Below are 19,358 nucleotides of genomic sequence, written 5' to 3'. Positions count from 1 at the left end.
CGGAACGAACCCCACCGGGTGGATAGCATCCCCACATGACGGCCGAACACTTCGAGGTGCTGGGCTCCGTCGTCTCCGTCGACATACCGTCCGCGGACGACGCGGACCGCATCCGCACCCAATGGGCACGCTGTATGGCGCCTGCCGCCGCCACGGCCGTCTCCTCCGTCACTTACGGCGGGCAGGACGACGCCCATCGGCGCGACTACGGCCTGGCCAGCGCGCTGACCCTGGCCGGCATCACGCACGCCGCCGGATCGCGGCTGATGCTGCACGCCGCCGGAGTCGCGGACCCGGGCACCGGCCGTGTCGCGGTGCTGGTCGCGGCGTCCGGGACCGGCAAGACGACTGCGGCCCACCGGTTGTGCCGTGCGGGATTCGGCTACGTGACCGACGAGACGGTGTCGATCGACGCGGACGACGAGGTGCTGCCCTACCCCAAACCTTTGTCGCTCGTCATCAACGGCGACTCCCCGCACCACAAGTCCCAGCACGGCCCGGACGAACTCGGCCTGGCACCCTGCCCCGCGCCGGCGCGCGCGGCGCTCTTCGTGCTGCTCGACCGCGACCGCGCGACCGATCAACCCACCGAGCAACCCGACCAGAAGACCGACGACGCACCGGCCGCCGAAGTCATGCCCCGCCTGGAGCGGGTCCCGCTGCTGGACGGCCTGATCGCGCTGATCCCGCAGACCTCCGCACTGCCGGCGATGCGCCGCCCGCTGCAGACGCTGGCCGGCACGGTCCGCCGTGCGGGAGGTGTATGGCGGATGCGCTACCGCGAGGTCGAGGACACCGCGCCCCTGTTGCGGGATGCGCTTCGCGCCACCGAGCCGGACCCGAGCGAAGTCATCGCGTTCGAGCCGACCGACGCCGGATCGAGCCGCCCGAGCAGTGCCGGGACGGCCGACGCCGCGACCACCGACGAGGCCGAGTGGGACGACGGCGCCCGCGTCATACGAGCGCCATACCTGGACGCGGTCGGTGTCGAGGACGAGATCCTGGTGCTGATCGACACCCGGCCGACCCGGCTCAGTGGCCTGGGCAGCACCATCTGGGCGCACAGTGACCGCGCGATGTCCGTCGCAGCGCTGATCGAGTTGTGCGTCGCCGAGCACGGCGACCATCCGCAGGCGGCGCACCTGGTCCGCACCGCCGTCCGAGACCTCGTCGAGCACTCCGTCCTCCAACCGGCCGACTGAACGTCGGAACCGACCGCCGGAGGCGACGGCAGCACTTCAGCCCAGCCGCGGCACCAACTCGTCGAGCAGCCCGCTGATCTGGCCGGCGACCTCGTGGGCGAGCTCGGCACTGCGCCGGTAGGGGTCCTGGATGTCGTCCTCGTCCCGCGCGCGCTGCCGGAACGCCCCGATCCGGCCCAACAACTCCTCGCCGTGAACCTCGGCCGGGTGGTCGCGGGCGATCCGCGCCAGCTGACCGAGTGTGAAGGTGCGCCGGACGAGGTTCGGATGGTCGTCCAGCACCACGGATCGGTGGAACGTCTCCATCGCGACGATCAGGTCCGCCGACCCGATGATGTCGCGGTTCAGCGACCGGGCGCGGAACGCCGACGGGTCGCCGCCCAGGGCCTGCAACTCGGCGGCCATCGTGGCGTCCATCGCGGAGCCGACCATCGCACCCGCACCCGCGCTGGCGAAGGTCCAGTCGGTGACAGCACTGCGGTCCGCGACATGGCTCGCGTAGCGCTCCGCGAAGGGTGAGCGGCAGATGTTGCCGGTGCAGACGAACAACAGGTGCGGCATACGGTGACGACTTCCTGGGAACGGGGACGAGTGGTGATTATTTTCGCACGGCGGGCACAACCGGCGTGCTCAGATATACTCGCGCCGTTCTGTGCAAATCCGGGGGCACCGCATCTGGCTCCCTCTTGCCGGCAGCCGCATCGAATTCACGAACCCGGCCGGCTCGGCTCTCGTACGTGGTCATGGAGACAGACGTTGACACTGGAAGACCTTTGGAAGCTCACGCGCCGCTACTGGATCATGCTGGCTGCGTGCGCCTGTGTCGGTCTCGCCCTGGCCGCGGCATACACCTGGACCCGCACCAAGCAATACACCGCGACGGCGCAGGCGCTGGTCGCCGCGCCGAGCACGTCGGGTGACTCGACCAGCAGCGGGGCGGCATACAGCAGCGGCCTGGTCGCCCAGCAGCGCGCAGCGGTGTGGGCCGACCTGGCGACCTCGCGTCAGGTGACCGGCGAGGTCATCAAGCAGCAGAAGCTGTCCCTGAGCAAGGACCAGCTCGCCACCCAGATCACCGCGACCGTCCCGCAGGACAAGCCGATCATCACCGTCAGCGTCAGTGCCGAGGACCCGGCCCGGGCCAAGGCGATCGCCAACTCCGTCGTCGACGTGCTGACCGGCTACGTCCAGAAGGCCGACCCCAACACCGGCGTCGCGATCAAGAACACCTCGAGCGCGGTGCTCCCCCGCTCACCGTCCTACCCGAAACCGGCCAAGATCCTGCCGATCGGCCTGCTGGCCGGTCTGGTCATCGGCTACCTGCTCGCACTGATCCAGCACCGCCGTGACACGCGGGTCCGCAGCACCGACGACGTCGAGGAGAACCTCGGCGCGAGCGTGCTCGGCGTCATCCCGGCCACCCGGCAGCTCGCCGCGGCCGACCGGTCGCTGCACGGCAAGCAGGACTTCGCGACCCGTGAAGCACTGCGGCAGCTGCGCACCAACCTGCGATTCGTCGACGTCGACCACGACCCGCGCAGCATCGTGATCACCAGTGCCCGGATGAGTGAGGGCAAGTCCACGGTCGCCGCAGCGCTCGCCTGGGTGATTGCCGACTCCGGCGACAAGGTCATCCTGGTCGACGCGGACCTGCGCCGCCCGGCGGTTGCGGGCATCTACGACCTGGACTCCTCGGTCGGCCTGACCCAGGTGCTCGCGGGCACCACCTCGGTCGAGGACGCACTGCAGCCGACCGACAAGCACGGGCTGTTCGTGCTCACCGCCGGCCAGATCCCGCCCAACCCCAGCGAGCTGCTCGGCTCCCAGCGGATGAAGCAACTTCTCGACTCGCTGACCGGCACCTACCGGGTGATCCTGGACGCCCCACCGCTGCTGCCGGTCACCGACGCGGCGCTGCTGTCCGCCAGCGCCGACGGCGCGGTGGTCGTGGTGGCCGCGTCCGACACCCGTGTCGAACACGTGCAGCGCGCCCGGGCCAACCTCGAGGCAGTCGGCGGCCGCGTGCTCGGTGGCGTCCTCAACCGCGTCAACACCCGCCGCATCAACCGCATCATGTATGGCGACACGCAATACGGCCACGGCGCCTACGGCACGTATGCCGGGGAGAAGTACTACGGCGACGCGCCCGAGGGCGGTCAGCGGTCCGCCGCCAAGCACGGCCAGCGCGCGTCGACCTCTCAGCCGTCGTCGGACAAGGACTCGGACGTGCCCGAGAGCCGGCGCGTGCGTCGGCGCGAGCGAGCCAAGTGACCGCTCGCACGCTGTAGCTGTAGGCCGACCGGTCAGCCGGCCTTCTTCGCCGGGTTCTTGGTGGTCTTCTTCGCAGTCGACTTCTTGGCCGCGGCCGACTTCTTCGCGGCCGACTTCTTCGCCGCCGACTTCTTCGCCGTCGATTTCTTGGCAGTCGATTTCTGGGCGGTCGACTTCTTCGCCGTCGACTCGGACCCCTTCGACTCCGACTTCGACTCCGACTTCGCCTGCGGCTCCTCCTCGACCGGCTCGCCGCGCGACTTCTTGGCCCGATTGACGCTCTGCTGCAGTGCTGCCAGCAGGTCGAGCACCTCGCCGCCCTCGTCCTCCTGCTCGGGCACTGCCTTGACCTCGTTGCCCTCGAGCTTGGCGCGAACGACCTCCTTGACGGCCTGCTCATAGTCGTCGCTGTAGTCATCGGGGTCGTAGTCGCCGGACAGCGAATCGACCAGCATGCTCGCCATCGCGGACTCGGCCGACTTGGGCTCGATGTCGGCCGCGTCGTCGAGCACGCCGAAGTCGGCGCTGCGGATCTCGTCCGGCCACAACATGGTCTGCAGCACGATCACCTCGTCACGGACCCGCAGCAACGCGACGGTGGACCGGGTGCGGATCGAAACCGTCACCAGTGCAACCCGGTCGGTGGACTGCAACGCGTCACGCAGCAGGACATACGGCTTGGCCGATCCCTTGTCGGGCTCCAGGAAATAGCTCTTGTCCAGCAGCATCGGGTCGATCTGCGAGCTCGGGACGAACTTGTCGACCGCGATCTCCTTGCTGTTGCTGATCGGCAGCTCGGACAGATCTTCGTCGGTCAGCACGACCATCTGACCGTCGTCGGTCTCGAACCCCTTGGCGATGTCGTCATACGACACCTGCTCACCGTCGATCGAGCAGACGCGTTGGTATTTGATGCGGCCGCCGTCCTCCCGATGCACCTGCCGGAACTGCACGTCGTGGTTCTCCGTGGCGGAGTAGAGCCGCACCGGAACGTTCACCAGTCCGAAGGAGACAGCGCCCTTCCAAATTGCCCGCATCCACCGATTGTGCTGGGTCGGTGTGACAGGCGGCAAGCGGTGCGCCTGCTGTTGCCCTCGTGTTCCGGAAGTTGATTCGGACAAGCACAGCGAGCTCGGACCGCGTGGGCATCCCATCCGCTTGCTGCTGCGATGCCCACGCGGAGCAAGCCTCAAGGCAAGATTGGCTCCATGCGCCCCATGCTCGCCACACCCGCGGACACCGTGCCCGAGGGCGACGACTGGCTGCACGAGGTCAAGTGGGACGGCATGCGCGTGCTCGCGCATGTGTCCGGGTCGTCGGTGCGGCTCACCTCCCGGACCGAGCGAGACATCTCCGTCGCCTTCCCCGAGTTGATAGCCGCCGACGCCGGGCTGCAGGGGTATGACGACCTGCTGCTCGACGGTGAGGTGGTGATCCTGGCCGACGGTGTGCCGTCCTTCGCGGCGCTGGCGGAGCGTTTCAACGTCTCGGACCCCGCGATGGCCGCTCGGCTCGCCGCGGCGACGCCGGCCACGTTCCTGGTCTTCGACGTGTTGCAGGCGATGAACCGTCCGACGCTGACGATGCCGCTGCGGCAACGGCGCCAGTTGCTCGAAGGGCTCGAGCTCGGGACCCGCTTCGTGCAGGTGCCGCCGACCTTCACCGACGGCGCGCAGCTGGCGGAGGCGACCGCCGCCAAGCATCTGGAAGGCGTGGTGTCGAAGCGAGCCGGTTCGCCATACCGACCAGGACGGCGGAGCCCCGACTGGCGCAAGATCGTGCACCGTCGCACGGACTCGTTCGTGGTGTGCGGTTGGCTGCCGGAACGGGACAACGACCTCGTACTCGGTTCGGTCTATCTGGCGACGCCGACGCCCGAGGGTCCGCTGCTCTTCCGCGGTCGCGTCGGATCCGGGCTGGCGGGCACACGCGGTGCAACGCTGCTCAGCCAGTTGCGCGAATTGCGTTCTGCCGACTCGCCGTTCGAAGAGGACCCGCCCGGCGAGCCCGGCCGCGGGGCGATCCGATGGGTCCGCCCGGAGCTGGTGGCGGACGTGGAGTTCCTCGGTATCTCCGACGGCGGCCAGTTGCGCCAGCCGAGCTGGCGCGGCATACGCCACGACCTGCGGCCGCAGGACCTGATCGCGACGGAGGTCCCTGGAAGTGGCTGACGAGCAGATCACGACCGAGGTCGACGGCCGCCGGCTGAAGCTGAGCAACCTCGACAAGGTGCTCTACCCCGGCACCGAGACCACCAAGGGCGAGGTCCTGCACTACTACACGCAGGTCGCCGAGCCGTTGCTGGCGGTGCTCGCCGACCGCCCCGCAACCCGCATCCGCTGGCCGCACGGTGTCTCCGACCTGTCGTTCTTCGAGAAGAACCTCCCTCCCGGCGCACCCGCGTGGTTGCCGCGGGTGAGTCTGCCGTCCTCCGGCTCCCGCGGCTCCGGGGACGAGGTCACCTACCCGGTGATCGGCGGTGTCGCGGAGCTGGTCTACCTGGTCAACCTGGCGTCCCTGGAGTTCCACGTCCCGCAGTGGCGGCTCGACGGGGACCGGCCGGCCGCGCCCGACCGGTTGGTGATCGACCTGGACCCCGGGGCGCCCGCCGGGCTGCCCGAATGCGCCCGGTTGGCGCTCATCGTGCGTGACCGGCTGGCCGACATCGGGCTCGACCGCTGCGTGCCGGTCACGTCCGGCAGCAAGGGCATGCAGGTGTATGCCGCTCTGGACGGCAGCCAGACCAGCGATGCGGTGCGGGACGGGGCACGCGAACTGGCGCAACAGCTGACCCGGGAACACCCCGACCTGGTCGTGTGGAAGATGACGAAGTCCAAGCGTCCCGGAAAAGTGCTGCTGGATTGGTCGCAGAACACCGCTGCGAAGACGACGATCGCGCCCTATTCATTGCGCGGAAAGGATCGACCGACGGCGGCCGCTCCGCGCACCTGGGAGGAGATCGAACGTGGCGCACAGGATGCCGACAGCTTGCGGCAATTACTGTTGGACGAAGTGGTGGAAAGGCTGCAGAAGCAGGGCGACTTGTTCGGCGACGGACTCACCCATTCGGACTAGAGGTCAGCGGTCCGCAAGTCACAGTGGACAAGAAACGCCGTTCGGCGTGCGAAAGAACACGCGCCGAATGGCGTCAATGTGACTGCAGGTCAGGCGTTGGCCCGCGCGTAGGCCTCCTGGACCTCAGCCGAAACGCGACCACGGTCGCTCACCTTGAAGCCGTTTTTCCGGCCCCACTCGCGAACCTTGTTGAGGTCGGTGCGGCCGGCGGAGCGGGTCGGTGCGACACCGCGACCACGGCCACGAACCGGCCGGGCGTGGCCGGTCCACTTGGCGAAGTCGTCCCGCAACTGAGCAGCATTCGCTGCGGATAGGTCGATCTCGTAGGACTTGCCGTCAAGTGCGAAATTGACGGTCTCGCTCGCCTCGGACCCGTCCAGGTCGTCCTCGAGCAGAATCTGTACACGCTGCGCCATCGCGATTTTCTCCTAGCAGGGGATATCGAAAAGATCGAATGAAACGCTAACACAATGCGCAACGTGTGAGTCGCATTAAATTCGGCGACATCTTTTGCGGCCGGCGATGCTTTCGCGGGGCCGCCCCGGGTCACTTCTGCTGATCGGAGGATTTCGGTGCAGCGGCGCCGGCAGCAGCAGCTTCGTCGCGTTCCCACTGGGCGTGCGCAATTCGCTCGCGTCGATCGGCTTCCATCATGTGCTTGAGGATCACATAGAGCAGATAGAGCAACCCGATCGACGGGATCAGGGTCGCGATGTATGGCCACACGCCGTCAATGGTACGGCTACGAGCTGGGTGCTCTCACCCCCGCTTCGACGCCCGCAATGAAGCGGTCTTCGTCCGGTCGTCTCAGAACAGGACGCCGTCCGGCGTCCCGGATTCGTGCGCGAGCAACCAACGCTTGCGTTCGATACCTCCGCCGTACCCGGTCATGCTGCCGTTGGCTCCGATCACCCGATGGCACGGAATCACGATCGAGATCGGATTGCGGCCGTTCGCCAGCCCGACCGCGCGGCTGGCCGTCGGGCTGCCGATGTGCTGCGCGAGCTCGCCGTAACTCCACGTGCGGCCGAACGGTATGTCGCACAGGGCCCGCCATACGCGCTGCTGGAATTCGGTGCCCTTCGGATGCAGCGGTAGGTCGAACTCCGTGCGGTCGCCGGCGAAATACTCGGTCAGCTGTCGGGCCGCTTCGTCGAGCAATGGGTCGCTGTCCACGCGTTCGCCGTAGGTCTCCGGGTCGGGTGCATGCAGATGGATCTCCATGTAGACGGCGATGATGTCCCCGCCTTCGGCGATGACGGTGATCGGGCCGATCGGGGTGGGGTCCACGATCATATGCCGCTTGTCGCTCATCCGGCGCTCCTCGTCTGCTCGTGGGTGGCCTGCTCAGGAAGCTGGTTGATCTCGTGCGGAACGCTGCCCCAGAGATGTTGTACGGCGTAGGCGCGCCACGGCCGCCAGGGCGCGGCGGTGTCCAGTTGGGCCCGACCGGCGTCGGGCAGGCCGAGCGCGGACATCGCCTGACGCACCCCCAGGTCGGTGGCGAGGAACGCGTCGGGGTCGCCCAGAGCTCGCATCGCGACGCCCTCCACGGTCCACGGACCGATACCGGGCAGCGCGAGCAACTCCTGCCGGGTGCGCGCCCAGTCCGCGCTGGTCGAGACGTCGATCCGTCCTTCTGCCAGTGCGGTTGCCAACGCCCGCAAGGTGTTTCGCCGGCTCTGCGGCATCGCCAGAGTCTCGTCGGCAGCGGTTGCGATCGCTACGGCGTCGGGGAACGTCGCCGTCAGACCGCCGTCCGGGTCGTCGATCGGTTCGCCATACGCCTCGACGAGCCGGGCGGCGTGCGTGCGTGCGGCCCGCGTGGAGATCTGCTGGCCGATGACCAGTCGGAGTGCGAACTCGACCCCGTCGACCGTGCGCGGAACGCGGCGGCCGGGAGCGGCTGCCACCAACGGCGCCAGCACCTCGTCGGTCGCGAGGTGCGCGTCGATCGCTTCCGGGTCGGCGTCCAGATCCAGCAGCCAGCGGCTGCGGCTGATCGCGACGGGTAGGTCGGTGAGGTCGCGCAGCCAGACACGTGCCGCGACGAACCCGTCGTCCGGCCGGAGGGCGATCACCGCCGGCCCGTGCGGGAGTTGCATGGTGCGCCGGTAGGCACCGTCGCGCCACTCCTCCACACCCGGGACAGCGGTGGCGACCAGATGCCCGAAGAGGTTGCCCACCTCCAGCGGGCGGCGGAAGGGCAGCCGCAGTTGCAGGTGATGCCAGGCTGCACCGGTTGGGCTCGCTCCACCCGCGAGAACCTTTGTCCTGGAACGTAACTCGCGCGGTGCCATCGCGAAGACAGCGCGCACCGTGTCGTTGAAGGATCGGATGCTGCCGAAACCAGAAGCGTGCGCGACCTGGGTCAGCGGCAGGTTCGTCGTCTCGATGAGCACCCGAGCGGTCTGTGCCCGCTGTGCCCGGGCCAGCGCGAGCGGGGAGGCTCCCAGCTCGGCTCGGACCTGCCGCTCGACCTGGCGGGTGCTGTAGCCCAGTCGCCGGCTCAGCCCGTCGACGCCTTCCCTGTCGACGACGCCGTCGGCGATGAGGCGCATGGCGCGTGCCACGAGGTCCGCGCGGACGTTCCACTCGGGTGAGCCGGGGCTGGCATCGGGCCGGCACCGCTTACATGCACGGAATCCGCTCGCCTGCGCGGCGGCGGCGCTCGGATAGAACGTGATGTTGCGTGCCTTGGGCGGCGTCGCCGGACAACTCGGCCGGCAGTAGATACCTGTCGTGCGCACACCCGTGACGAACCACCCGTCGAACCGGGCATCACGAGACCGCACGGCCGTCATACAGGTCTGCGGGTCGGTGAGCATGCCTTCAGTCTGCTCCCGAGCACCGACAATGACTAGCAGGAATGCGACACGTCGGTTTCCTGCCACTGCGCATCCGGGATGCTGCCCTGACAGCCGTCCGCTCAGTCGGCGGTCGGCCCGATCTCCAGGGGTTGGTTGTCGATCAGCCGGGTGGTGCCGACCTTCGCCGCGACCGCCAGGAGCGCCGGGCCGCGATACCACTCGGGCACCTGCTCCAGGGTCTCCGGATGCACCAGCACCAGGTAGTCGACCTGCGCGAGCGGCTCCCGGACCAGGACGTCGCGGGCAGCACGGCGTACGGCGGCGGGCCCGTTGATCACCTGGTCGGCCCCTGCCCGCAGTGCCCGCGAAAGGCTCAGTGCCACTTCACGATCCGAGGGACTCAAGTAGGTGTTGCGGCTGCTCAGCGCGAGCCCGTCGGCTTCACGGACGGTAGGCACCGCGATCACTTCCACCGGGAAGTCCAGGTCGCGCGCCATCCGCCGGATCAGCAACAACTGCTGGGCATCCTTCTGCCCGTAGAATGCGAAGTCGGGCCGTACGAGGTGCATCAGCTTGGCCACGACGGTGAGGACCCCGTCGAAGTGGCCCGGGCGCGAGGCACCTTCGAGGACCTCGCCCAGTTTGCCGGCCGAGACCCGGACACCGGGTTCGCCGCCCGGATAGACGACATCCGGCGTCGGCGCGAAGACCACGGAGACACCTTCGCGCGCGCAGAGTCGCAGATCGTCCTCCAGCGTCTGCGGATAGCGCGACAGGTCCTCCCCTGCCGCGAACTGCAACGGGTTGAGGAAGATCGTCACGATGACGTGATCCGCGGACTTCTTTGCCGTGCGGACGAGTTCGGCGTGTCCCTCGTGCAACGCACCCATGGTCATCACGGTGGCGACCGTGCCCTGCAACGACTTCCGCGCCGGGAGCAGGTCTTCTCGGGTGTGGGCGACCACCGGTTGCGAGGTCGTTGGGGTGGTCATTTCTCCTCTTTCGTGGTGAGCAGATCGAGCAGCGGCTGCACGGATTCGGCGGGCAACGCACGTCGTGCTGCCGCGCGTTCAGTGGTGGCCGATGCGAGCGCCCGGTAGGCACGCCGGATGTCCGCCGGTTGCCTCTCCAGCGCCTCGAGGTGTGCCGCGACCGTGCCGACGTCACCCCGCACCACGGGACCGGTCAGTGCCCGGTCGCCCCGCTGCAGGGTGTTCTCCAGCGCCGCTTCCAGCAGCGGACGAAGCAGCCGCGCGGAGTCGTCGATGCCGATGCTGCGCAGCAACTGGCCGGACTGCGCGACGATGGTCGTCAGGTGGTTCGCGGCGTGCGAGAGCGCTGCGTGGTAGGTCGCCCTGTCCTCGTCGGCCAGCCGGAACGGTTCGCCTCCGAGATCGAGGGCGAGGGCGTCCGCGAGCAGGTCGGCTCCCATCGAGGCCGTCACTGCGATCGGCGTGCCGACGATGCGATCGACGTCGCTCGGTGTCCCGGTGAAGGTCATCACCGGGTGCAGCACGACCGCGTCGCCGCCTGCGTCGACGACGGGTTGCAGGACGTCCAGCCCCCGGAATCCGCTGGTGTGCACCGCCAGTCGGCCGCCGGCCCAGGCATCGTGCGCGGCCAGTCCCGTGACCAACGGACCGATGGCGTCGTCCGGCACGGTCAACAGGACCACGTCGGAGGCAGCCACGACATCCGGGACGTCGCGGACGGGGACACCGGGAAGCAAGGTCGCCGCACGGTCGCGCGAAGCATCACTGACCGCACTCACCGCCACCACCTCGTGCCCGGCGGCGCGCAGCGCTGCTCCGAGCACGGACCCCACCCGGCCGGCGCCGACGACGCCCACCCGCAAGGTGGGGCGTTCGAGCCCGGTCATCGCGAACCACACCGCTGTTTCACCCGGACGACGCTAGCCGAACCGCTCCGACCGCGTCGCGCACGGTCCATCCGGTCGCGGTGATTAGGCTGCGACGCGTGGCATGGCAATCGTGGCGGTCGGCATGGCAGGACGCCCTCTACCGCTCCGACGGCTTCTACCGGCAGGAGCCGGGACCGGCCGGGCACTTCGCCACCTCCGCACAAGGCATCCCCGGCGGCGGGCGCCTGTTGGCCAGGGCCCTCGTCATACTCGCAGAACGGGCGCGGTGCACTCGGCTGGTCGACGTCGGGGCCGGACGCGGTGAGCTCCTCCTCGAAATCGCCTACGCCGCACCCGAATTGGAGTTGACAGGCGTCGACGTCGTCGATCGCCCGGCCGATCTGCCCGGGACGGTCGACTGGCTGATCTCTCCCGGCGGTGCCGAGTTTCCCGACGAGTTGCGCGACCTGCAGGAGACCTTGGTCATCGCACACGAATGGCTCGACGTCGTGCCGTGCACGGTCGCGCAGCACGACGGCACCGTATGGCGAACCGTCGAAGTTGACCCCTCGGGCGCCGAGCGTCTCGCCGCCCCGCTGGATGACACGGAAATGCAGTGGTTGCAAGTCAATTGGCCGCCCAACGCCGGCGACGGCGATCGCGTCGAGATCGGCACGACGCGCGACTCGGCGTGCCGGGACCTGCGCGCCCGTCTCGACAGCGGCCTGTTCGTGATCGTCGACTACGGCCACCTCGCGGCGGACCGTCCGCCATACGGCACGCTCACCGGATACCGCGACGGCGTCCAGTGCCCACCGCTACCCGACGGCTCCACCGACATCACCGCGCACGTGGCCATGGACACGCTCGGGGTGGACGAATTAGTGCGCCAACGCGAGCTTTTCGACCGACTCGGGCTACGGCCCGGAGCGCCCGCCATTGACCTGGCGAGGGAGGACCCACCGGCATACCTCCGGGCGCTGGCGGAGCGCGGCAGCTATGGGCAGCTCACCGCGTCCGGCGGCCTCGGCGACTTCTGGTGGGCGATCAGCGCAGTCGATGGTTGACGCGCGGCGTCAGTTGCTCGGCCGGAAGGTCGAGATGATCTCGTCCAACGTCTTCGTCGGCAGCTCCTTGGAACCATCGACGGACCGGACGGACACCAGCTGGTAGGACTTGCCGCCGGAGGAGAACGTCACCGTCCGGATCTCGATGTCCTTGTCCTTGTCGCAGCCGTTCGCCTCACCGATCGCGGTGGTGATCGTGTATTGCAGCGCGGGGATGGTGCCCTGGTTCACCTTGACCGACTTGGGTTCGGACAGCTTGCCCTGTTTGGCCTTCGAGCCGTCCTTCTTGGTCGCGATCACATCGGCGAAGCGCTGCGCGACGTCCGGACCGGCGTCCGAGGGGTCGCGCTTGCCGACATTGACCAGACCGAGCCAGGCGGACTCGTCATCCTTGTCGGACGAGCAGTAGCCCACCCCGAACTGCGCCGGCGCCTTGGCGACAACGCGTTCTTTGCCGGACGGGTCGGCATAACCGAAGAGCGTGTCACTGCTGAGGAGCTTCCAGTCGGCGGTCTTCGGCACGTCGAACACGCCGCGACCATCCGTCGCCTGCTGCGCCTGCCAACCGTCCTTCAACGCTCGCGCACCCTCGGCGAGGGTCGGGTTGACCCACGTCGTCGCCTTCACCGGCGGCAGCGCGCTGGTGGAACTCGGGCCTCCCGCCTCGGTCGGGGAGTCGTCACCGCGGGTGACCGCGAAGATCGCCACGGCTGCCACGATCAGCACGAGCGCAGCGGCCAACCCGATCAGGACCTTGCCGCGACCGCCTCCGTCGCCGCCCTGCTTCGACGGGATCTGGACGCCCTCGCCCGACGCCGCGGAGAACCGGTCGTAGTAGGAGCTCTGCGGGTTGTTCATCGTCGGGCCGACATTGGGTCCGGTCTGTCCCGTCGACCACGACGGCGGCTGTGCGTCGTGACCGCCGCCGGCCCACGGTGGTTGGCCACCGCTCGCCCACGGCTGTTGTCCGCCGCCCCACTGCTGCTGGCCGCCGGTGTCAGCGCCCTGACCCGGTTGGTTCTGCCCGCCGGTGTTGCCGCCCGGCTGACCCTGACCGCCCGGTTGGTTCTGTCCCCCGGGTTGGTTCTGTGCCCCGGGCTGACCCTGACCGCCGGGTTGACCCTGTCCGCCCGTCCACGGCCCAGCGGCATCGTGCTGCGGCCGGCCTCCGGGGTGACCCGGGAGTCGCTGGCCGCCGGACTGCCCCGCCAACGGCTGACCTCCGGTCCACTGACCGCCCTGCTGCGGCGGCTGTCCCTGGCCGTCCTGGGGGTCCGGCTGTTGCGGCCACTGGCCATTCCCTTGATCACTCACGGCTGAAAGGCTACCTATCGCGTAGTTGGGTCGTCATTCGCCGGCACCGTCTGGCGGGCGGCTCAGTTGTCCGGTCGGAACGTCGAGATGATCTCGTCCACCCGACTGGTCGGCAGGGTGTCCGCTACCCCGAGCAACCGCACCACCACCAGTTGGTAGGCGCGTTCCGGCGTCTTGAAGTTGACGGTCCTGACCTCGTACTTCTTGCCCTTGTTGCAACTGTTCGGGTCACCGGCCTGCGCGGTCGTCGTGTACTGCACTGCGGGGATGGTGCCCTGGTCGACCTTGACCTTCTTGGCGGCCGACACCTTGCCGGGCTTGACGTCCTTGCCACCCTTCAGCGAGGTCCCGATGCCCTTGGCGAGCTTCTGCGCCTCCGACGCCCCCACCTGCTCCGGGTCGGACTTCTTGATGTCGCGCACCCCCACCCAGGCGGCCGGCTCCTCCTTGTCGGCCTTGCAGAATCCGACCTTGTACTGCGAGATCCCTCCGGCCGCGGTGATGATCTCGTTCTCTTTCTTGCCGGGGTAGTAGATGACGTAGCTGTTGGACTCGACCTTCCAGTCCTTCTCCTTCGGCACGTCATACTGACCGCCGAGTTTGACCGAACTCTGCGTCTGCCAGCCGTCCTTGACCGGCCGGGCGCCGACGCCGAGTGTCGGGTTGACCCAGGTCGTGGCCTTCACCGGTTGCAGCGCTTGGGTAGAGCTGGAGCCGGTCGCCTGCTTCGGTGAATCGTCGCCGCGTGTGAACGCGAAGATCGCCACCGCGGCGACGATGAGCACCAGCGCCGCAGCCAGTCCGATCAGGACCTTGCCACGACCGCCGCCGCTGCCACCACTGCGTTGTGGCCCGGTGATGCCCTCGCCGGACGCTGCCGAGAAGCGGTCGTAGTAGGAGCTCTGCGGGTTGTTCATCGTCGGGCCGACGTTGGGCCCGGTCTCCTGCGTCGACGGTTGGCCCGTCGACCATGACGGCGGTTGCGCGTCCTGTCCGGCGGTCGCCCACGGCTGCTGACGTCCGCTCCAGCGCTGTTGCCCGGCCCACTGGTCGCCGGTCTGCCCCTGCCGATCGCCGGCGCCCTCAGGCGGCCGTCCGTCCCCTTGGTCGCTCACGGCTGCAGGGTACCGTCCGACGGCACGGAAGCGCCCGATGTGAGACGGGCGCGGTATGCCGCGACATTGAGCCGGTTACCGCAGCCCGAGTCGCAATAGCGCTTGGATCTGTTGCGGGACAGGTCGATCAGCAGACCGTCACAGTCGGGGGCGGCGCAGTGTCGCAACCGGCTCAGCTCGCCGGCACGCACCAGGTCGACCATCGCCATCGCGACCTCCACCACCCAGCGCGACGCCAGCGGAGCGTCTGTCGGAGTGGCGTGCAGATGCCAGTCCCAGTCGCCGTGTCTCACCAGCTGCGGCAGCGCCGACTCCCGGCGCAGCAAGGTATTGACGCGGTCCACCACGAGCGACTCGTCGTCGGTCCACAACGCACGGATCTCCGGCCGAATCGCGCGGACGGCGGCCCGCTCGACGGCGTCTCCGACGACCGGCCCGCTCCACTCCCAGCTGTGCACGAAGCTCAGGTATGACGCCCGCTCCAGCAACGGGTCCGGGTCGTCGAGCTCGGTGTTGACCAGCGCTGCGCCGTCGGTCAGCGCCACTTCCGTGTCATGAGCAAAAAGCATGTTGACTCCTGTCTGCGGCACACCATACGATCGGCTGGTTGTCATGGGCAACTTGTCCTTTTGCTCATTACGTCTCTTTCGACCCGTTCAGGAGCACCACTGTGACCACCGACGCGCTGACGGCACGAGGCGTTCCCGTCGACCTGGAGGCCCCGGTCGACGTCCGACGCGTCGGCCCGGGCGTCGGCACCGTCGGTCTGGCGCTCGTGTCGGCCGCGGCGTTCAGCACTTCAGGCAGTTTCGCGACCGCCCTGTTGAAGGCCGGGTGGTCCCCCGGCGCCGCCGTGACGGCGCGCATCGGCCTGGCTGCGGCAGTGCTCATGCCGCCGACCGTCTGGTCGTTGTGGGGCAAATGGCACATCGTCCGCCACAAGATCCTGCCCATCCTGATCTACGGCCTCACCGGCATCGCGGGCTGTCAGCTGGCCTTCTTCTACGCCGTGCAGCATCTGTCGGTCGGTGTCGCGCTGATGCTCGAATACCTCTCACCGGTGCTGCTCGTCCTCGGCTTCTGGGCCTGGAACCGTCGGCGTCCCGCGACCCCGACGATCATCGGGACGGTGGTCTGCATCGGCGGCCTCGCCCTGGTGCTCAACGTCTTCGGCGACGCCCACCTCTCGCTGACCGGCGTGCTGTGGGGCCTCGGCGCCGCGCTCGGTTCGGCCGGCTACTTCGTCATCGCCGGCCGCGCCGACGACGACCTGCCCCCACTGGCGTTGTCCGGCGTCGGTATGGCGGTCGGCGCCGTCTTCCTCGGCGTGCTCGGCGTGATCGGCGTGCTGCCGATGCAGGCGACGACCGACGAGACCACGTTCGCCGGGCGACAGCTGCCCTTCTGGGTGCCGCTGGTGGCCCTGGCCGTCATCGCGACGGCGTTCGCCTACCTGACCGGCGTCGTCGCCGCCCGTGGCCTGGGGCAGACCGTCGCGTCGTTCGTCGCACTGTCCGAGGTGATGTTCTCGGTCTTCTTCGCGTGGCTGTTCCTGGGGCAGATGCCTCTCGTCATACAACTGCTGGGTGGTTTGCTGATCGTCGGGGGCGTGGTCCTGGTGCGACTCGGCGAGCTGCGACGCCTCTGAGCGACGGCTTTGGCAGACTGGCACGCATGCCAGAACGCGAGCTCACCGTCGGAGTCGGCGCCGGAGGTCTCGCGACCGCCGACATGGTGCTCAACATCGGCCCGCAACACCCGGCGACGCATGGCGTGCTCCGGCTGCGAATCACCCTTGACGGAGAGCGCATCAAGTCGGCCGAGCCGATCGTCGGCTACATGCACCGCGGTGCGGAGAAGCTCTTCGAGGTGCGGGACTACCGGCAGATCATGGTGCTGGCCAACCGGCACGACTGGCTGTCCGCCTTCAGCAACGAGATCGGCGTGGCGCTGATCGCCGAGCGAATGCTCGGCATGGACGTGCCCGAGCGCGCGACCTGGACCCGCACGCTGCTGGCCGAGCTCAACCGGGTGCTCAACCACCTGATGTTCCTGGGTTCCTACCCGCTCGAGCTCGGTGCGATCACGCCGATCTTCTACTCCTTCCGCGAGCGCGAGGAGCTGCAGGCGGTCATGGAGGAGATCTCCGGCGGGCGGATGCACTACATGTTCGGCCGGGTCGGTGGCCTGCGGGACGACCTGCCGGTCGGCTGGCTCGGTCGGGTCAGCGAGGCGATCGCCGCCGTACGACGCCGCATGCCTGACCTGGAGAGCCTGCTGATCGGCAACGAGATCCTGCACGCGCGCACCCGTGGCGTCGGCGTGATCGACGCGAAAACCGTTGCGGCATACGGACTCTCGGGTCCGATCGCCCGGGCGTCCGGCGTCGACCTCGACCTGCGCCGCGATCAGCCCTACCTCAACTACGCCGAGCTGTTCGCTCCCGGCGGGCCCGGTCGCGTGGTCACCCGCACCGAGGGTGACTCGCTGGCCCGCCTGGAGGTGCTTCTCGAGCAGGTGCACGTCTCGCTCGACATCGCGCAGGCCTGTGTCGACCGGCTCGGGTCCCTGCCCGCCGGACCGGTCAACGTGAAGCTTCCCAAGGTGCTCAAGGTGCCCGAGGGCACCGACTATCTCGCGACCGAGAACCCCCTCGGCTTCAACGGCTACTACCTGGTGTCCCGTGGCGAGAAGACTCCGTGGCGGCTGAAGCTGCGGTCGGCGTCGTTCAACAACATTCAGGTGCTCAGCGAGCTGCTGCCCGGCAACCTGCTCGCCGACATGGTCGCGATCCTGGGCTCGATGTTCTTCGTCGTGGGCGACATCGACAAGTAGTCGGGGCCCTCACGACCCACGGATGAGGCGGTCGCCATAGACGTCCTCGAGCTTCTGGTTGCGCTCGTGACCGCCGGGGACGTTGGCGGAGATGTAGACCGGCGGCTCGCCGCCCTCGGCCAGCTTCTCGATGGTGCCGATGGTGAGCAACTGCGCGATGAACGCGGCCGTCAGTGACGAGACCGCGCCGCAGCCGTTGCCGGCGACCTCCATCGTCGAATCACCGTATGGCGCAAGGTTGTCGATCACCACGTCGGCGATCTCGGAGAGGCGTTTTCCGCTCGGGTGCTTCGGCTCGACGGCGGCAGTGTGCTCCAGGCTCGTCACGGCGATGACCGGGTAGCCGTGCTCCTTCGCTTGCAGGGCGAACCCGACGATGGAGCCGTTGACCCCGGAGTTCGACGCGATGACGATGACATCCTTCGGCTGTGCCGGCACGAGCGCCCACAGCTTCTCGGCGATCTGCGGATCACGCTCGAGCAGGCTGCTGCCGAGCAGCGAGCGATCCTCGCCGCCACGCAGGACGAGGTCCCGCAGCGCGATCTTGTTCGTGGGGATCAGACCGCCGGCCCGCCCGGCGACCTCCATCGCGAAAGCCTCGGAGTGACCGGTGCCGAAGACGTGCACGATCCCGCCGGCCGCAATCGAGTCGGCGAGCAGGGCGATCGCCGGGTCCAGTCCGCCGCCTTCCGCGAGCGCCGCGATGCGCTCCAGCCGTGTGGTGGTCTCTCCCAGGAAGGTGGCGGCGTGGCTCATCGAGTGGCTCCAGAAAGTGGTGTCGACAATGCCCCGGACGGGACCTTGTGATCGTACGGCGGGAGGACGGCCGCGCAGCCGCCCGGTCGGGATTCGCCGATCCGGTTGCAGCACCTCCCCAAACGGGTCAAGGTGGTCCCTGACCCGCGCGCGCGGGTCGCCAGCCAGCGAGGAGTCACGATGAGCGGATCGACCGGCCACGGGCAGGCAACACGCAGACGGATCGCAGCTCCTCGGGTGCTGACCACGTGCGGTGCACTGGGCGTGGCAGCCGGCTTGTCGATCGCGGGTGTCGCTCTCACCAGCAGCCCCGCACACGCCGCGACCACTACCAAACTTGCCTACAACTGTAAGGCTCCGGCGATCAACCTGACGTTCACCGACGCATGGTCGGTCACCGTCCAGACCGATTACCCCGCGAGCGTTTCGACCGGCGACGCACTGCACACGTCATACCTCAACGCACAGGTGACCGCGGGCGACGACGCCGCGACACAGTTCCGCGCGATCGGAGTGGGCTCCTGGTCCGGCTCGGTCAAACTCTCGTATGCCGTCGCCGGCGCGGTCGCCACGCCCGGCGACCGGTCGAGCACGCTGACCGTCGACACCACGACGCTGCCGGCGACAGGCCCGATCACCACTGATGCCAACGGAACTGCGGCTGACGAGAAGGCTGCGGCCACGGCCGGCACGGCGACGGTCACCGCAGGCAGCCTCACGGCGACGCTGACCACGGACTCCGGTGTGCCGGTCGAGCTGGACTGCGCGCTCGCCGACGGCCAGGACGCCACGATCGCCGGCGTCGCCGTGACCGGCGCATCGGCGAGCTCGAGCACCAGCCCGACGAGCACTCCCACGAGCACACCGACCGGCACCGCGACCTCGCCGACCACGGGACCCCCGATCATCACCGACGGTGATTCCTCGGGCGGCAATGCCACCGGCGCGCTCATCGGCGCCGGAATCGCGGCTGCGGGCGTGACGTTGTTCGGTGTCGGCTCGGCCCGCCGATTGCGCACCAAGCGCAGCTGAGCGGCGGCTGAGCCGACCTG

21 protein-coding genes are annotated in these 19,358 nt (G+C 68.7%); 9 read left to right on the top strand and 12 right to left on the bottom strand.

Features of this window, described 5'->3' with window-relative positions:
* Window positions 1-35: 35 nt before the first annotated feature.
* Window positions 36-1,202, top strand: a complete 1,167-nt coding sequence (locus IEX71_RS08535; protein WP_188836517.1) for a hypothetical protein — start codon at window positions 36-38, stop codon at window positions 1,200-1,202.
* Between the two features lie 36 nt (window positions 1,203-1,238).
* Here IEX71_RS08535 and IEX71_RS08530 read toward each other — a convergent pair whose 3' ends face one another.
* Window positions 1,239-1,763, bottom strand: coding sequence for an arsenate reductase/protein-tyrosine-phosphatase family protein (locus IEX71_RS08530; protein ID WP_188836516.1), 525 nt, complete (start codon window positions 1,761-1,763; stop codon window positions 1,239-1,241).
* A gap of 195 nt (window positions 1,764-1,958) precedes the next feature.
* Here IEX71_RS08530 and IEX71_RS08525 point away from each other — a divergent pair, with 195 nt between their 5' ends.
* A complete protein-coding gene (locus IEX71_RS08525; RefSeq protein ID WP_188836515.1) occupies window positions 1,959-3,473 on the top strand; it encodes a tyrosine-protein kinase domain-containing protein in 1,515 nt (504 codons plus the stop codon).
* Between the two features lie 32 nt (window positions 3,474-3,505).
* Here IEX71_RS08525 and ku read toward each other — a convergent pair whose 3' ends face one another.
* Window positions 3,506-4,510, bottom strand: coding sequence for a non-homologous end joining protein Ku (gene ku / locus IEX71_RS08520; protein ID WP_188836514.1), 1,005 nt, complete (start codon window positions 4,508-4,510; stop codon window positions 3,506-3,508).
* A gap of 171 nt (window positions 4,511-4,681) precedes the next feature.
* Between ku and ligD (IEX71_RS08515) the strand changes: the two genes are divergently transcribed.
* Both ligD (IEX71_RS08515) and ligD (IEX71_RS08510) read left to right on the top strand, forming a co-directional pair.
* Window positions 4,682-5,644, top strand: a complete 963-nt coding sequence (ligD, locus tag IEX71_RS08515; protein WP_188836513.1) for a non-homologous end-joining DNA ligase — start codon at window positions 4,682-4,684, stop codon at window positions 5,642-5,644.
* Window positions 5,637-6,548 carry a non-homologous end-joining DNA ligase gene (gene ligD, locus IEX71_RS08510; RefSeq protein WP_188836512.1) on the top strand — a complete coding sequence of 304 codons (912 nt, stop codon included), beginning with the start codon at window positions 5,637-5,639 and terminating at the stop codon, window positions 6,546-6,548. Before ligD (IEX71_RS08515) ends, ligD (IEX71_RS08510) begins: the two co-directional genes overlap by 8 nt.
* Window positions 6,549-6,637: 89 nt before the next feature.
* Here the strand turns inward: ligD (IEX71_RS08510) and IEX71_RS08505 are convergent, their stop codons facing one another.
* The 6 genes from IEX71_RS08505 to IEX71_RS08480 form a co-directional block, all read right to left on the bottom strand.
* Window positions 6,638-6,964 (bottom strand): histone-like nucleoid-structuring protein Lsr2, encoded by a 327-nt coding sequence (locus IEX71_RS08505; protein ID WP_188836511.1) that lies wholly within the window; start codon window positions 6,962-6,964, stop codon window positions 6,638-6,640.
* Window positions 6,965-7,094: 130 nt separating this feature from the next.
* Complete coding sequence (locus IEX71_RS08500; protein WP_229749578.1) at window positions 7,095-7,274, bottom strand: hypothetical protein; 180 nt, start codon at window positions 7,272-7,274, stop codon at window positions 7,095-7,097.
* An 81-nt stretch (window positions 7,275-7,355) separates the two neighbouring features.
* The gene (locus IEX71_RS08495; protein WP_229749577.1) at window positions 7,356-7,862 is read right to left on the bottom strand and encodes a methylated-DNA--[protein]-cysteine S-methyltransferase; all 507 of its coding nucleotides are present in this window, start codon (window positions 7,860-7,862) and stop codon (window positions 7,356-7,358) included.
* Window positions 7,859-9,376, bottom strand: a complete 1,518-nt coding sequence (locus IEX71_RS08490; RefSeq protein WP_188836510.1) for an AlkA N-terminal domain-containing protein — start codon at window positions 9,374-9,376, stop codon at window positions 7,859-7,861. Before IEX71_RS08490 ends, IEX71_RS08495 begins: the two co-directional genes overlap by 4 nt.
* Before the next feature lie 101 nt (window positions 9,377-9,477).
* Window positions 9,478-10,350, bottom strand: coding sequence for a pantoate--beta-alanine ligase (panC, locus tag IEX71_RS08485; protein ID WP_188836509.1), 873 nt, complete (start codon window positions 10,348-10,350; stop codon window positions 9,478-9,480).
* Entirely contained in the window at window positions 10,347-11,237 is an 891-nt protein-coding gene (locus IEX71_RS08480; RefSeq protein WP_188836508.1) for a Rossmann-like and DUF2520 domain-containing protein, read from the bottom strand. Before IEX71_RS08480 ends, panC begins: the two co-directional genes overlap by 4 nt.
* A 98-nt stretch (window positions 11,238-11,335) precedes the next feature.
* Here IEX71_RS08480 and IEX71_RS08475 point away from each other — a divergent pair, with 98 nt between their 5' ends.
* Window positions 11,336-12,286, top strand: a complete 951-nt coding sequence (locus tag IEX71_RS08475) for an SAM-dependent methyltransferase (protein ID WP_229749576.1) — start codon at window positions 11,336-11,338, stop codon at window positions 12,284-12,286.
* Between the two features lie 9 nt (window positions 12,287-12,295).
* On the opposite strand, the gene IEX71_RS08470 is transcribed toward IEX71_RS08475, so the two are convergent.
* Complete coding sequence (locus IEX71_RS08470) at window positions 12,296-13,144, bottom strand: DUF8017 domain-containing protein (protein ID WP_188836507.1); 849 nt, start codon at window positions 13,142-13,144, stop codon at window positions 12,296-12,298.
* A gap of 57 nt (window positions 13,145-13,201) precedes the next feature.
* On the opposite strand from IEX71_RS08470, the gene IEX71_RS08465 reads away from it, so the two are divergent.
* Window positions 13,202-13,606, top strand: a complete 405-nt coding sequence (locus tag IEX71_RS08465; protein WP_188836506.1) for a hypothetical protein — start codon at window positions 13,202-13,204, stop codon at window positions 13,604-13,606.
* A 56-nt stretch (window positions 13,607-13,662) separates the two neighbouring features.
* Here IEX71_RS08465 and IEX71_RS08460 read toward each other — a convergent pair whose 3' ends face one another.
* Both IEX71_RS08460 and IEX71_RS08455 read right to left on the bottom strand, forming a co-directional pair.
* The gene (locus IEX71_RS08460) at window positions 13,663-14,715 is read right to left on the bottom strand and encodes a DUF8017 domain-containing protein (RefSeq protein ID WP_188836505.1); all 1,053 of its coding nucleotides are present in this window, start codon (window positions 14,713-14,715) and stop codon (window positions 13,663-13,665) included.
* Window positions 14,712-15,284: a CGNR zinc finger domain-containing protein gene (locus IEX71_RS08455; RefSeq protein WP_188836504.1), complete on the bottom strand. Its 573-nt coding sequence runs from the start codon at window positions 15,282-15,284 to the stop codon at window positions 14,712-14,714. The genes IEX71_RS08460 and IEX71_RS08455 overlap by 4 nt, the downstream gene beginning before the upstream one ends.
* A gap of 101 nt (window positions 15,285-15,385) precedes the next feature.
* On the opposite strand from IEX71_RS08455, the gene IEX71_RS08450 reads away from it, so the two are divergent.
* The gene (locus IEX71_RS08450) at window positions 15,386-16,363 is read left to right on the top strand and encodes an EamA family transporter (protein ID WP_188836503.1); all 978 of its coding nucleotides are present in this window, start codon (window positions 15,386-15,388) and stop codon (window positions 16,361-16,363) included.
* A gap of 26 nt (window positions 16,364-16,389) precedes the next feature.
* Entirely contained in the window at window positions 16,390-17,550 is a 1,161-nt protein-coding gene (locus IEX71_RS08445) for an NADH-quinone oxidoreductase subunit D (protein ID WP_188836502.1), read from the top strand.
* Window positions 17,551-17,559: 9 nt separating this feature from the next.
* Here IEX71_RS08445 and IEX71_RS08440 read toward each other — a convergent pair whose 3' ends face one another.
* Window positions 17,560-18,306: a sugar isomerase domain-containing protein gene (locus IEX71_RS08440; protein WP_188836501.1), complete on the bottom strand. Its 747-nt coding sequence runs from the start codon at window positions 18,304-18,306 to the stop codon at window positions 17,560-17,562.
* 180 nt (window positions 18,307-18,486) lie between these two features.
* On the opposite strand from IEX71_RS08440, the gene IEX71_RS08435 reads away from it, so the two are divergent.
* On the top strand, window positions 18,487-19,338 hold the full coding sequence (locus IEX71_RS08435) for a DUF6801 domain-containing protein (protein ID WP_188836500.1): 852 nt from the start codon (window positions 18,487-18,489) through the stop codon (window positions 19,336-19,338).
* Window positions 19,339-19,358: the final 20 nt, after the last annotated feature.

This window comes from Flexivirga endophytica (genome assembly GCF_014640635.1).
Taxonomy (GTDB): domain Bacteria; phylum Actinomycetota; class Actinomycetes; order Actinomycetales; family Dermatophilaceae; genus Flexivirga; species Flexivirga endophytica.
The sequence above is the reverse complement of the archived record's forward strand: the minus strand, read 5'-3'. Positions and strand labels throughout refer to the sequence as shown.